9 protein-coding genes and 1 riboswitch are annotated in these 15,069 nt (G+C 42.4%); of the genes, 2 read left to right on the top strand and 7 right to left on the bottom strand.

What is annotated here, in order from left to right; translation table 11 throughout:
* Positions 1–85 precede the first annotated feature (85 nt).
* A complete protein-coding gene (locus ACYPZI_RS10425) occupies positions 86–1,384 on the top strand; it encodes an NAD(P)/FAD-dependent oxidoreductase (protein WP_459601300.1) in 1,299 nt (432 codons plus the stop codon).
* A 228-nt stretch (positions 1,385–1,612) separates the two neighbouring features.
* Here ACYPZI_RS10425 and ACYPZI_RS10420 read toward each other — a convergent pair whose 3' ends face one another.
* The 7 genes from ACYPZI_RS10420 to rsmA all read right to left on the bottom strand — a co-directional run bounded on the left by ACYPZI_RS10420 (position 1,613) and on the right by rsmA (position 13,517).
* A complete protein-coding gene (locus tag ACYPZI_RS10420; RefSeq protein ID WP_459601298.1) occupies positions 1,613–3,727 on the bottom strand; it encodes a receptor L domain-containing protein in 2,115 nt (704 codons plus the stop codon).
* A 175-nt stretch (positions 3,728–3,902) separates the two neighbouring features.
* Positions 3,903–5,996 carry a hypothetical protein gene (locus ACYPZI_RS10415; RefSeq protein ID WP_459601296.1) on the bottom strand — a complete coding sequence of 698 codons (2,094 nt, stop codon included), beginning with the start codon at positions 5,994–5,996 and terminating at the stop codon, positions 3,903–3,905.
* Positions 5,997–6,000: 4 nt separating this feature from the next.
* On the bottom strand, positions 6,001–7,695 hold the full coding sequence (locus ACYPZI_RS10410) for a PKD-like domain-containing protein (protein ID WP_459601294.1): 1,695 nt from the start codon (positions 7,693–7,695) through the stop codon (positions 6,001–6,003).
* A gap of 164 nt (positions 7,696–7,859) precedes the next feature.
* Complete coding sequence (locus ACYPZI_RS10405) at positions 7,860–9,041, bottom strand: YncE family protein (RefSeq protein WP_459601292.1); 1,182 nt, start codon at positions 9,039–9,041, stop codon at positions 7,860–7,862.
* Positions 9,042–9,053: 12 nt separating this feature from the next.
* A complete protein-coding gene (locus ACYPZI_RS10400; protein ID WP_459601290.1) occupies positions 9,054–11,081 on the bottom strand; it encodes a TonB-dependent receptor in 2,028 nt (675 codons plus the stop codon).
* A 141-nt stretch (positions 11,082–11,222) separates the two neighbouring features.
* Positions 11,223–11,534, bottom strand: a riboswitch (cobalamin riboswitch).
* 204 nt (positions 11,535–11,738) lie between these two features.
* On the bottom strand, positions 11,739–12,686 hold the full coding sequence (gene corA, locus ACYPZI_RS10395; protein WP_459601288.1) for a magnesium/cobalt transporter CorA: 948 nt from the start codon (positions 12,684–12,686) through the stop codon (positions 11,739–11,741).
* 30 nt (positions 12,687–12,716) lie between these two features.
* Positions 12,717–13,517 carry a 16S rRNA (adenine(1518)-N(6)/adenine(1519)-N(6))-dimethyltransferase RsmA gene (gene rsmA / locus ACYPZI_RS10390; protein ID WP_459601286.1) on the bottom strand — a complete coding sequence of 267 codons (801 nt, stop codon included), beginning with the start codon at positions 13,515–13,517 and terminating at the stop codon, positions 12,717–12,719.
* Positions 13,518–13,617: 100 nt separating this feature from the next.
* Between rsmA and ACYPZI_RS10385 the strand changes: the two genes are divergently transcribed.
* Positions 13,618–14,625 (top strand): lysylphosphatidylglycerol synthase transmembrane domain-containing protein, encoded by a 1,008-nt coding sequence (locus tag ACYPZI_RS10385; protein ID WP_459601284.1) that lies wholly within the window; start codon positions 13,618–13,620, stop codon positions 14,623–14,625.
* Positions 14,626–15,069: the final 444 nt, after the last annotated feature.

Below are 15,069 nucleotides of genomic sequence, written 5' to 3'. Positions count from 1 at the left end.
GATTTTATATAGAACTTAAATCGACCTCAAATCGTTAATTATATTGGACGATCGACATGTCTTAAAATATTAACTACAAAATATAATGAACATAGCAAATATTCCGGACCCGGAGCAAAAAAAGAGGCTGGTGATTATCGGCGGAGGTTTTGCCGGATTCGAACTGGCAAAAAGAATCGATAAAAATAAATATCAGGTAATCCTTCTGGACAAGAATAATTACTATCAGTTTCAACCGCTTTTTTATCAGGTAGCAACAAGCGGGTTAGAGCCTAGTTCTATTTCTTATCCGCACCGCAAAGGCTTTCAGAAGAATAAGAATTTTCACTTTCGTATGTGCGAGGCGCAAGGTGTCGATACACAGCGCAAAGAGGTGAAAACGAATATTGGCAATATCTCGTATGATTATCTGGCTGTATCTACAGGATGCGATACCAATTATTTCGGTAATGATGGCCTTAAAGAAAATACATTTGCCCTGAAATCGGTTTCAGAATCTTTATTGATGAGAAACCGGATATTACTCAGTTTCGAAGAAGCATTAAATGCCCGCGACGAAGGCGAACTGAAAGAAATCCTGTCCTTCGTCATAGTGGGAGGAGGTGCTACCGGAGTAGAGTTGTCAGGAGCGTTGGCCGACATGCAAAAATCTATTTTGCCGAAAGATTATCCTGAAATAAATTTCTCAGAAATGGAAATACATCTGGTAGATGCCTCGCCACGATTGCTCTTTGCCATGTCGGAAAAGGCATCGGAGAAAGCTACCGAAACACTTCGAAAGAGGGGAGTGATTATTCATCAGGAAATATCGGTAAAGTCGTTTGAGGAACCATATGTAGAGCTCAGCGACGGCAACAGGCTGAGAACACGCAATGTGTTTTGGGTAGCCGGAGTAAAGCCCAACAGTATAAATGGACTCGGGGAGACCGCTTATAATCGGGGACGCCTTGCCGTTAATGAATTTAATCAGGTAGCCGGATACGAAGATATTTTTGCTATTGGCGACACAGCTTTGCTTCTCTCCGGTAAAAGTCCGAAGGGACATCCGCAGGTGGCGCAGGTAGCCTTGCAAATGGCTCGTCGTTTGGCGAAAAACCTAAACAATACGGATGATAATAAATCGTGGGAGAAATTTGAATATATCGATAAAGGTTCGTTAGCAACCATCGGACGCAATGCTGCTGTAGCCGATTTGGGTAAATTCCGTTTCGGCGGTTGGTTTGCGTGGTGGCTGTGGTTGTGGGTTCACATCCTTTCCATTGTGGGGATGCGAAATAAGGTCTCGGTATTTATAGACTGGGTATGGAGTTATCTCAATTATGATGTTTCGCTCCGCTTGTTTATCCGGCCTAGATTCAATAAAATGTATAAAGAGGAGAACTGATTTACGAACGCATCATATTACATATAAAAAGGGACAGCTCATCACGAGATAGTCCCTTTTCCAACCTATATACAATAATCCAAAATCTCTATTTACCTTAAGCTATAACCTGTTTTGGATCGTTCAAACCAATCAGTTTAAAATGGGGGTATCTCACGATGTCCCCGTTTCCATTTTACATAAAAATATTCATCTGGTTGATTCAGCTAAAATTTAGACGTATTGATTTTAAGGTTTTACGTATTTCCCGTCCAGCATATCCTGAAATGTAGGGTTGTATCCGTTATACATTACATTCCAGCTACTTGCAGTGATCGAAGACAGTATATTCTTCAATCCGCTGTAATCTGTAAGAGAAGTATTGTAAGTAATCTTTATTCCTTTTACACTCTTCAATGCCGGAAATCCGTTTAAGTTTTTCAACTTCGTATTTCCGTAATAATTGCTATATCCCGACACATCCAACGTCCCGTTTACAGTAGTGAGCGATGGCATACTAATTTCTTCCAACTCGTCGCCGTTGTAATTTCCACTGGCTATTGTAAGATTACTTTCAACAGTTTTCAGAGCCGGTAAACTGAATTTTTTCATCGAAGAAACAGTGAGGTTTCCGCTTCCCAGGTTTGCTAATAACGGTAGCTCTATCTCTTTAGGAGGAGAAGCCAGATTGAATAGCCCTCCTACTTCTTTCAAATTAGGAAGGCTTGCCTTTTGAAGGTAATAGGTGCTGAATGTTAAGTTGTTAGTTACTTTTTCTATATTCAATGTTGCTTCTGTCTGGGCATCACTATTTATAGAGAAGTTTAAGCTTTTAAGTTCTTTAAAACCTGTAAGGCTGGCAATGTTGCAATCGCTCCATGTTACATCAAAGTCGCATACGTCTTTTCCTTTAAGGGCAAATGCTGAACTAATATTATTCAATTCCAGCCCTGTCATAGTTACATTGCGAAGATCTACTTCTGTTATGGATGTCAGACCATTTCCGTACAGAGAAATTTTATTGGCTTTTGTCAGAGCAAAGCCTGAGAACTTCTTGAAAGAAACCTGAGAAATGATAATATCACCGCCTATTTGGTTCAAAGACGAAAGCCCGTCGATATTGTCTTCCAATACAGGCCAGCCGGATATATAGATTCTTCCGCCTACCGATTTCAGGGCCATTTCCTTACTGCTTTTCAGCCCTGACAGATTAGACGCGAAGAACTCACCTGTGATCGATGTCAAAGCCTTTAGTCCACCCATATTTGCAATGTTGAGGTTCTCTATTCTGAAATTACCCGCTACTGTTTTCAAAGAGGTGAAGTCCATATCGGTAAGAACATTACATGCCGAAACAGTCATGTCGTAGACCGAAGCCAGTTGAGGAAAAGATACGGTTTTTGCTTTAGCCAGAGATAATACGCTAAGTGTCACCACATTCTTCAATACAGGAAATTTCACTTCTGTTACTTGCTGCCATTGCGATACATTTAGTTTTCCACCTATCTTCTCTAAGCTAGGGAAGTTCACGGCTTCCAGCTTGTTGGTAGACCATGAAGCCTCGATATTCACGTTCTCTACTACGCTTTGCAGTTTAGGAAACGACATGCCGGCAAGCGTATCGGTGTACTGTATCTGCAAACCTTTATCAATATTCTTTAGTTCTGGGAAGTTCAAATATTTAACCGATCCCCTGACAATGTTGAGGTCTGTCATAATAGATTTCAGTTTAGGAAAATCTACATTTTTCAGTTGCTTCACATCTCCGATTTGCAGCGAACCTATTTTTTCCAGATTCTCGAATCCTTCCAGATTTTTTCCTGCATAAGTCGGGTTGATGTTGAGGCTGAAACCGATAGTCTTTAGTGCAGATAATGACTTCAGGCTGTGGATAGAATCAGTTCCTGTGGCAGCTCCAATGGTTAAATTCCCATTTACCTGAGTCAGCTTGAGGGCTGCAAATTCTTCCACAGCTTCTTGAGTCAGGAGAACAATATCGCCTTCGAGGGAAGATGCGTTACGTTGCACATGATAGTTGTATGTATTCTTTGTGCCATCGTGAGCCGTAACTACAAAAGACCTGTCGGTATCCCAATCGGTAATAGTCTCCGGCTTAGGGTCGATGCCGGCGTTTTCGCTCAAGGTGACATTTACGGTCGCTCCCGATAGGGCTAAATTGTCGGGCGCCGTAATTACTATCTGATCGGCTGAAATAGAAGCATTCAGTGTTATATCCCCTTGCTTCAATTGAAAAGAGGATATATAACTATCGCTACCGTTGAAGTCGCTGTCGTCGCCACAAGCAGGGAAAAAGATCATTCCGAGCAGTGACAATAAGATTATTCCTGTTTTATTTAAATTCATGATTCTTTGTTTTACTGATTTTAATCGGAGTAAATGCATCAAAATTTATTTCTTTTACTGGATTGCTTCACTCTGTTCGCAATGACGATTAGTATTATTTGTTTTCGTCATTGCGAGGGCTTGTCCCGAAGCAATCCAGCCTGATGTCTTATTGATACGTTTACCCATTACTTAATTAAGGTTTTACCCATTTTCCTGCTTGCAGATCTTCGTAAGCAGGATTGTAATTATTGTTCGCAGTTTTCCATCCCGAAGCGTTCAACGACGAGAACACCTTCTTCAAACCTTCGAACGATACTATTGCCGACTGATAGGTTACTTCTACCGATTTAGCCTTTTCCAATGTTGCAAAGCCATCGAGATTCTTCAATAACATATTCTTGTTGCTGGTGCTATACCCCTTTATGAGCATTGCACCTCCTATATTTTTCAAGGCAGGGAACAGTACGTTCTCTAAGCTTCGGTCGGCATTGTAACCGGTAGCCAATGTGAAGTTACCCCCTACAGACTCTAATGCAGTGAAACGTACTGTGCGTGTCTTGGTCGATCCCACGCTCAAATCGAATGATCCTCCGATTATTTTCAGTTTAGGGAACTCCAATGTTGCATCTACACCCTGATTCAGTGCGGCAAAATAGAAACTGTTTCCTATTTCTTCTATATCAGGCATAGAGAATCGGTAGATATTATTGTTTTCTAAACGGAACCCTTTGTTTATCTTCTTGATACCGCGAATATGTACCGTATCCATAGAAGAAACATAACCATCGAGAGACAAAGAGTCTACTTCGCTAAAACCTTCAAGAGCGGGGAAACTTGGGTATCCGTTGACATATGAAGCACTGCCGGAGGCAATAGTCAGAGTTCCTTTGAATATGTTGTCTCCTACGATCTTTTTTGTCCTGATTGCATTTGCCATCACTTTTAGTTCGCCGATGTTCATGCCCTTTACATTTATTTCGTTCGATGGTGTAGCAGTCCTGTATTCAATCGATAGCCTGTTGATGTATTGGATAGTAGACGGCATTGCAAGAGAGGCCAAATCGTATAAGTATAATTCGCCTTCCACGCGTTCCAGCGCTTTGAAGTCTTTAGCGCCATCGACCATTGCACTCTGAATGGCAAGTTTAGTAGTTACCTTTTTCAGTTTAGGGAAATCGAGCACCCTCAAAGTCTTGCCGGCGGCAATAATCGTAGCCGCTTCGGTCATATTGGGAAAACTCACTTCGTTCAGATATGATGTCGATGGAATGGTGATTGTACCTGTGGAAACTTCAACTTTAGGCGTATTGATGAACGAAAGCATAGTGAGTTGTATGAAACTCATATCTCCGATTTTTTTCAATTCGGGCAGATTTATCTTTTTTATATTTTTGAAGTATGTGAAATATAGACTTTCCACTTCTTCCATAGCAGGGAACGATATCAGAGACATCATGGCATTCGAGTTGCTTGCTGTATTAAAAGTGATTCTTCCACCTACTTTTTTCAATTTAGGGAAGTTGATTCCTTCAAGTGGGCAATCTAATGTCAGCGTTTGGGATATCGTAGTCAGTGCCGGCATGTCCGCGACTCCTACCAATGTGTTTTTGATGTACACAGAGCCGACGGTACTAAGACTTTGGAGGGTTACTTTCTCCAGGCTTTTTGCTCCGTCGATACGTATCTCACCTCCCACTTTTTCCAGTTTATCGAGACCGGTAAGGTCTTTTCCCGAAAATGTAGGATAGATAATAAGTGAATAACCGATTTTCTTTAATTGAAGCAGTGGAGCCAGAGTAGAAATAGAATCAGCGCCTACTGTACGGCCAATCACCAGATTGCCCTCGATGGAAGTTGCGCCTTTTGCGCCAAAGGCGTCTACATCTGCCTGGGTTTCGAGTACGATTGTACCTTCTGCTCCTATATCGGTACGCTCTACGATGTATTTATATTTTACCTGCGTTCCGTTGTAGGCTGTTACAGCAAACAATATTTCGTCGTCCCACTCTGTGATCTTCTTCGGATCGGGATATACCGATGCGTTTTCGCTCAATTTAATAGCAGGAACAGCGCCGTTTAGCGAAACGCCCTCGGGTACATTAACGGTGATTACATTGCCGGATACTACCGCCTTATATTCCACATCTCCTTGTTTCAGGGAAAAAGAAACTATATAGTTGTCTTTGCCTCCGAAAGGATCGTCCTCGCTACACGACGGCAGCAGGCATATAATGGCCAATACTAAAAAATAGAGACTTTTATTTAAAACATTCATAGCTGTTCTCATTTAATTATTTTTTGAAATTCAAGTCGGCAGGCACGCAGGCTTCGGTCGATATTTCGCCTACGGCAGCTCCTTTTCCTATTGTTCCGGTATGTACTTTCACAAAATCGATATGGGTCAAGTTGGCCGGTGTGCCGTCGGCTTGTATGGCATCCTCGATCCGGAATTCGTTTCTCGGTCTTGTTGTGTCAGTATTGTAGTTGTCCACATATCCCCAACCGAGGTCTTTTGCATACTCTATTCCTCCCTCGATAAAGAAGGTGGGAGCAAGGCGTGTTCCCACCAGCATGTAATAACTTTCGGAAATGAACATAGGGAAGTAATACGCCTGTGTATGGTATCCGTTATAGTCGACAGAGCCAGTATTTCCGGCATTGTCGGTCCAGAGAACATTCGATCCGCTTGCATTTGGTTTGTAGTAAGTGATGGCATAACGGTATTTTGTAGTCTTTTGACTAGCTTCGCTACCTTTCAATTCATACCATGTATCGTCAGGAAGCCCGTTTCCGTTTTCGTCCTGCATTACCCATATGATTCCCGGTTCGCTCCATCCTGCAAAGGCATTTCCGTTTATCAGCAAGTCAGCTTTACCGGCTTCATTCTTTACACTATGGTCGAATCCTGCAATCCAGTATCCACCAAATGCTCCGATGTGAATGTATCCGCTTGTGCTATTGGTGTTCAACCAACTTTGGGCATCTGTCAATGCTTTTGCCTTTGTGGAACCTGCCTGATAGTTTACAAATTGCCCGGGCGCAGGAACATAGTCGAATGCAGTAGCAGCTGTCGCCTTGTTACCGTCTTTTATAGCGCGGAAATATGTCCCTTCGGGTTCGGTACAGGTTACTTCCACTTCTGCTTTAGCCCCCGTACTTTGTTCGGTTACTACAATGGCATAAACTCCTTTTGCAGAAGGGGTAAAGGTCAGATACTCTGTGGTCGAACTTTGTGCTGTACCGTTTACAGTCCATGCAAATGTTGTAGGATTTGCGATATTGCAAATAACAGGAGCCAGCACCAAGCTTTTTCCTAACGTAACCGACATTTTACGCTTGTCGCTGATGTTTGAAGCAACGCGATAGTGTCCGTTGTCGAAGAAAAGTTCCGGTAGAGGTTCGGGCAGGGTAGTAACGGTAATGATCTGCATATCCGTACCATCCTCATTTGTCACCTTGAGCGAAAGGATCTGAGAGCCTAATGTTGTTTGATTAAGGACATAAGTCTTTTCTTCCGAAACAATTTTTCCGTCCAGTCGCCACAGGTATGTCGCATCTTCGGCATACAGTACTTCGGCTGTTATTTGGGTATCTTTTCCCGCATATGCGATCAGCGCAGACGACATATTTATTTCCGGTGGAAGTTTGTCTTGTACCAATACTTTTATTTGTTTCTCAGCCGAGCCGTTTTCAGCATCGACACGAAGTGTTACAAAAAATTCTCCCGTATCGCTTTTGCTGAATGTAAATGTAGGGTCGGTAGATATTATCTTGCCTTCCATCTTCCATGAGTAAATCGGATTAATGGCATTTTCTATTTTCGCTTCCAGAGTAATTTCTTTGCCGGCTTTTACTTTGTATTCTTCCATCCCGAATGTGATGGTAGGGTCCCCTGTCAATCCGTTGTCATCGCCCGAACATGATGAGAACGAGCTGATAAGGTAAACCGACAGAAATAATAAAATCAAGTGTTTTAGATTTCTCATTGCATTATTATTTGAGTAATTAATTTTTATTGTTGTATCAAATTCTTCTATTTTTCCGTCATTGGTAACGCAGTGAAGCAATCCAGAAAGAAAGATCTGGATTGCTTCGGGTAAACCCTCGCAATGACGAAAACAGAATGCATAAACATGTCATATTCGCGTAATTAATTTTCTCTCAGAATAGTTGAATTTTCCATACGATTTCTGGTGAATACGATGTGTGCCGGAATATCTCCGGTAATAACCTCCCACTTCTTTTTGCCTTGGGGGGTGAAGCAATAAAGCGTACCCGAAGTGACGTAGTCTTTGGCATCGGTGACAAAAATCTCTTTTGTCTCCGGATTTATGGCAAGTCCGTAAGGTACTTTTATCCGTTTGTCGGTGCCGTCGGTTATAAAGTTCCGTGAAACGACGTTGCGTGTCTTTGTATTTACGATGGTATACGATACGGTGTTGGATTGCGTTATGTGGCTCCATTCCACGCTATACATGTAGATGGAATCTCCGCTGGCGGTCATATTACCGCATGGCAGGTCCAGCGTTTTTACAATCATATCGTTCTTGCCTATGATATAGGTGTTTGAACTGACGTATTTATAATCTCCGCGCGAACTGACGTAGATGTTGCCGTCACTGTCGAGTTCCATCCGGTGAAGATTGATTGCCACGGTTATCTTCTTCGATTCGGTAAATGTATTCAGGTCGATAACAGAAACCGTATTGTCGTAATCGGGAACACGATAGCCTCCCGAGTTGGCGACGTAAAGTTTATTATCGCGTATTACCATCTCTTCGGGCTGGTATCCGACAATGCATCTTCCCACTTCCTTCATAGTCGCTGTATCTACTTTTACGACACAGCCGATAGGCGCGTCGGGAGTGATTTTTACATCGGCATCGTATGAACTGATATATGCGTAACCTTTGTCGAAAACAATGTAGCGGCAGTTTTTTACAATAATCTCATTTTCGTGTTTTCCTGTCATTTTGTTCATTACCTCCACATAGCCTGAGACATTGATTACGGCATACAGCTTGTTCCCGTAAATCTGAATATCGTTGCCCACATCGCCCAGCTCTTTTACAACAGTTGGGTTTATTATAGGAAAGATATTTTTGAAATATGTTCCCGATTCGTAATCGAAATAGTCGATAGAGGATTTGTTACTCCCCATATTCGCTTCGTTCAGCAGATAAAACCCTTTAACAGGGCTTGTTTCACCCGGAGTTACTTCTGTTTCGTCCGGCGGAATGATCTCGTCATCATCGCCCCGGCAGGACGATATGCCTGTCATTATGGACAATGCCACTATAAGAGGTAAAAAAGAGAACTTGATTTTTTTCATTTTATATTCATTCTAAATGGTTATACTTAATATGAATTTGAAATTTATACCCGGCATGGGATAGTTTAAGACTACATCGAATTGCTGATTGAGCAAGTTATTGACTTCCGTCGTCAGGCGGTAGTCGATCCCTTTGCAGTTCAGATACTTGCTTAAGGATAGATCATGGGTGTACCACTCCATGATAAGGTTTACGGGGATGTTGTCACTTGACGAATAACGTTTGCCGGCATAGAGAAAACTGTAATTGAGAGTCCATGTTTTATATGTTCCTCCGACAATGGCAGAACCACTGTTGCAAGGCATAAATGGAATCTGATTTTTATATGTTACCGGCTCGCCGGGATCGGAATAATCCAGAGCCTTCTGGTATGTATAATTCAGCCTGCCTTCGAAAGAGAAATCCTTGAGAGGTTTAACGTCTGCAAACAGGGCGACATCCACCCCCTTAATCTTTACCAGCCCCAAATTCATCATTGTCCACCTGAAATTGACACCTCCGGGTACTGCGACCAGTTTATCTGTAATCCTGTTATGATAGGCATCGATCTGCCCGCCTATGTTGAGAGAATAGTTTACAGTTTTGGCATAAGTTATTCCTATATTGTACTGTTTGGTATATTCGGGTCTGAGAAATGAGGACAGGCTACCCATGTATGCCAGGTGCATTTCGCTGAACGTAGGCATACGGAAAATGCTCTTGTAAAAAGCTCTCAGGTGCAGGTCGTGCGCCTTGAACGGTTGCCACGACGCTATAATGGACGGAGTATATTTGTCCCAATCGCGTTGGATGTCTTTTTTATCTTCCTTCGTGTTTTCATGAACAAAAGAAGCCAGCAAGCTTGCTTGCAATTTGAAGCGGTCGAAGTAGAGCGACGTGGCAGCCGCCGCCCATCCCGAATAGCGTTGTGGGTAGATGAATTCCTGCATGTTGGAGTTCATTTTGTTCCACATAAAGTCGGTGGATACATTGGCGCTCCAGAACGGAAGTATGTTGAATAAATTGGCCGTAGAAAGGTAGGCTTCGTGCAGCATGTATTTATTGTCAAAGGCCGGACCCGGATAGTCGCCGGCTATATAATGAATGTAATCGTAGGCATATTTTCCGGATAGCAATGTGCTGTATTTCTTGGAAATATTCTTTTTGAAGGAGGACTGGAAGAAGAAATTCTTATCCCACTGCCTGTCTTCGTGAGCAAATTTTCCCGGTACTTTCACATCCGCGCCCGGATAGCCCCGCTCGGAAGTGTAGAAGTAAGTTCGGGTTTTCCACTCGCCTTTTTCTATTTTCCCGAACAGCGCATGTTCGATACGGAATACCTTGATGTCTCCGTTTCGGCGGACTTCAGTAGTGTCGTATCCACCTCTGTCATCGATTGTATTCTCTCTCTTACTTTGGAATTTATATTTGCCCGATGAATAGATGTACTCCGCGTTGAGGGAGCCGGACAGGTTTTTCGATAATTTCTGATTCCAGACTACAGACGGATTCACCAGATCGAAAGCTCCGGTTTTGAAGGTTGCTTTGACGGATTGGTTCCTGTTTGTCCTGAAAACAGGAGATTTAGAGGTCATGTATATCGAACTTGCGGAAGCATAGTCCTTTGCCGGCTGAAATATGGCGCTCTTTTGACCGTTGTACAGGGATATAGATTCCATGTTGTCGAGCGAGTATCGCCCAAGGTCGACAACCCCGTTCTGTGGATTGCCTATCTCTATTCCGTCATAGAATACCCCGACATGTTCGGAGCCCATACTGCGGATATTTACCGTTTTAAGTCCTCCGATGCCGCCATAGTCTTTGAGCTGGACTCCTGAAAAGTAGCGCATGGCATCGGCTACCGAGTGTGCGCTCAGGTTTTCGAGAAGTTTTCCCGACAGGGTTTGTACAGGTATGATTTCGATTTGTACCGGACGGGCAGATATAACAACCTCATTCAGATGCTGTATTGTATCCAGCTTATTCTGAGAGGAGGCAGTCAGATATAAATTCAATAATATGATTATTGAAACGAATCTTTTAAAACAGGTGAAAAACATCCCAAGCTAATTGAAAATTATCAATAGCTTACGAAAAAATAATTTGAAGACTGAATAAACAGAAGCCTAAGCCGTAAATTGAATTAACTTAAAAAGATTGACTTCTCATTCGTGTTCTTCAGCTTTATTTCCCGAAAGCTTTAAAACTAATCAATCTTGGCAGGTCTTCTGACTTACTCCATCTTTGAACGTCCTTCCCATCTTTTCAGTCATCAGTCATCAGTTATCAGTTATCAATATAAATTGTTCACTGTTTACTGTTTACTGTTCACTGTTTACGACAGTGGTATTTGGTCTTGTTCAAAGACTCTTCAGCAACATTGTTAACTGATGACTGTTAACTGTTAACTGAAAAGAGCTTACAGCAGCGGGTCTGTTCAGGATTTACACCTGATTCCCTTTTATCATTTTCCGAAGATGCGGAATAATGATACCAAAATCCGGAGACAAAGGTATTAATATTTTTTTAAGAGTAATAAGATTTTATGATAAAAGAATTTTTTCTTTCTCTTTGTCATGTTGACGACAGGAAACATCTCCTTAATAGAGGGAGATCCTTCGTCCCACTCAGGATGACAGCAAAATATAGCAGGGTAAAGGGGAGAACTTAACAGCTCTTCCCTTTGGCCGGGGTGGCATGCGACAGTAAATTCTATGCTACAGCCACTTTTTCTTCTTGAAGTAAAAGAGGATGATGGCAACGGCCGCTATCATCAGTCCGATAGAAAACGCGTAGCCGTATTCCCAGCTAAGTTCAGGCATATTATCCCCGAAGTTCATCCCATAAATACTGGCGATGAGGGTAGGGGGCATGAATATTACCGAGATCACGGTAAACATTTTAATGATTTTGTTCTGTTCGATGTTAACGAACCCGAGGAAGGTATCCTGTAAGTAGTCGAGGCGGTCGAAGCTGAATCGGGTATGTTCGAGCAGCGAGTTGATGTCTTTTATCAGTATTGTGATTCTTCCGTGCAGTTCTTTCGGCATGAGTTCGCTCTTTAACAAGCTTGTTACCACTCTCTGTTTGTCTATGATATTTTCGCGAAGCATCATGGTTTTTTCCTGCAAGTTCTTTATTTCCATCAAGAGCTCTTCGTCTGCTTCCTTTATACTGATACTGTTACTCAGAGTGGTAATTTGCGAAGTCATATCCTCCACCATATCGGCGTCTATTTCCACACGGGTTTCAAGGATTGCCATAAAGGCATGGTATCCGGTAGGGTAGTTTCGGGGATTGCCAAATATCTTTTTTGCCGTTTCCTGAAAAGAACTCAGATCTTCGCCACGAACGGTAATCAATATATTGTTCTTCATGATGAAGGAAACCGGCTCGCGTTCGAAATTTCCCAAAAGAAAGTTGGAGTTTACCACCAGCGAATCGGCCGTCTCCATATATCGCGACGACATCTCGATCTCTACCATTTCTTCCTCTTCCTGAATGTATATCTTCAGATAGTCTTCGAGTTCGAGCTCTATTTCTTCGTCTACGTTATTGAGGTCAATCCACAAAAAGTTTTTGATAGGCGTTGTTTTCAAAAACTCTATGCTGCGGCTCAATCTTATTATATTGTCTTTGTGATAGTATAGTTTTACTTCTGACATGAGCGCTCCTTTTTTAAGTGCGTGTGTACTCTATTTCTTCTCTCTGTCTCTCCCGGGCAGGTTAGCCGCCACGATGTTGGTCAGCTTTTCGAAATCTGCAACCGAGAGCCGCTCGGGTCGTTCCCCGAATATGGGGTCGTTAAAGGCCTCGCACTCTTTCCCAAGCAAAGGTTTCATCGAATTGCGCAAGGTTTTCCGTCGCTGGTTGAATCCCGTTTTCACAACGGTCTTAAACAACTTTTCGTCGCAACTCAATGTCTGCCGTTCGTTCCTTACCAGTTTCACAACGGCCGATTTTACTTTCGGAGGAGGGTCGAACACCTTCTCACTCACCGTGAAAAGATATTCCACATTGTACCATGCCTGAAGCAGTACGCTTAATATACCGTATGTTTTGCTTCCCGGAGGGGCTGCAATGCGCTCGGCGACTTCCTTCTGAAGCATACCCGAACAGCACGGTACTTGGTTTTTATAATCGAGTATTTTGAAAAATATCTGTGAGGATATGTTGTACGGATAATTTCCTATTACACAGAACTGATCTTTGTAAATGGATGACAGTTCCAGCTTTAAAAAATCATCCTCTATTATCTTTCCGCGCAAGGCCGGATAATGCCCGTTCAGATAAGGGATCGACTCCCTGTCGAGCTCCACCACCGTCAATTCTTTTTTTTTCTCAATCAGAAATTGAGTAAGCACACCCATACCCGGGCCTACTTCGATTACAGGTACACCTTCAAATTCGTCGAGTGTATCGGCAATGCGACGGGCTATGTCCAGGTCTTTCAGGAAATGCTGTCCTAAGAATTTCTTCGGTTTAACTGCCGGCATAATTATAATTAATGATTATATTTGCAGCCGCAAAGGTAGCATTTATTAATAAAATATTACTACTATTGCGTAAAGAAACCACAATTTTGTAATATAAGGAATGGAGAATCCGGTAGAAGAGGCGCCCAAAAAGAAATCACTGCTCAACACTTTGATAAAAGTGGCATTGCCTCTTGCTTTAGGCGTATTTATCATATATTACCTGTTCAGGAAGGTCGATTTCTATCAGGTATGGGATATTGTAAAAGGAGCTAACTGGGCTATTTTACTTTCTTCGCTTGTTTTTGGTTTGCTGGGTAATACCATCAGAGGCTACCGGTGGGAACTGTTTGTGAGACCTTTGGGCTATTCGCCAAAAGTATCGGTTCTCAATTATGCCATATATGGCGGTTATGCCGTCAACTATGCTATTCCCCGCGCCGGAGAGATATGGAAATGCGGCATGGTGGCCAAAGAAGAGAAAGTTCCGTTTACAAAACTGTTCGGGACAATGGTGCTCGACCGTATTTTCGATACTGTCACGGTGTTACTGATTGTATTCGTGGCTTTTATCATCAACATGCAGTTTTTTATCACGCAGCTGAAGCATAACCAAAGTACATTCGATACTATCGTAGGCATCCTTCAGTCTCCGCTGTTGTATATACTCATAGTTGCCGCTGCTATTACCACATACATCGTATTTAAGTTCTTCAAAGAGAATTTCATCGTATTGAAAATAAAGAACATCATGAAAAGCATGTATGCCGATATGAAAGCCATCTGGAAGATGAAGACCAAGTTTCGCTTGTTGGCATACACTATAGCTATCTGGGTTTCTTATTTCTTCTATTTCTACATAACATTTTTTGCTTTTGACTTTACGAAAGATCTCGGATTCGAAGCCGGACTGATTGCTTTTGCCCTTAGCAGCCTGAGTATGGGAATCCCTTCCAACGGAGGATTAGGCCCGTGGCAAGTGGCTGTTATCGCCGCCCTCACACTCTACGGGGTAGGGCAACTCGAAGCAACGGCTTTTGCCACAGGCGTGTTTGCCGTGCAGGGTATCTGGGTGATTGTCTGCGGACTGTTCGGCATTGCTATGCTTGCCACCAAGAAGCAGAAGTAACTGCCCGAAGGGCGAAGTAATCCGTAACTAATTTTATCTATAGATATAGTGGTAATTAGATAATTTGAAAATTAGCGAATTTGAAAATTTGAAAATTAGCAGATTAGCAAATGGCGCGAAGCGGCAAAGGCTAAAAGCTAACAGCTAATGGCTAATTGACTGTAGAAGTTTGTTACTTTTTAGTTAAAAAGTTACGAGTAGACGAGATACGAGGTACGAGTTGTTGACTGATAACTGTTGGCTGTTGACTGTAGAATTGGGTGTAATTTTTTGCCCGTCAGGGCATTCATATCAATAGAAGAGGTAAACCGGCCGGTCTCGCAACCCCTTAGGGGTTGAACACCTACGGCGTTCGGGTAGAAAAGAGGAATACAATTTTCTATTGATATGAAAATCCTATGGATTTTTTATAGTCAACCTGCTTATCGGGGATAAATTTTTAAT

The sequence above is a fragment of the Dysgonomonas reticulitermitis genome, from assembly GCF_054601275.1.
Note: the sequence above shows the minus strand (reverse complement) of the source record. Positions and strands in the feature narration are given on the sequence as shown.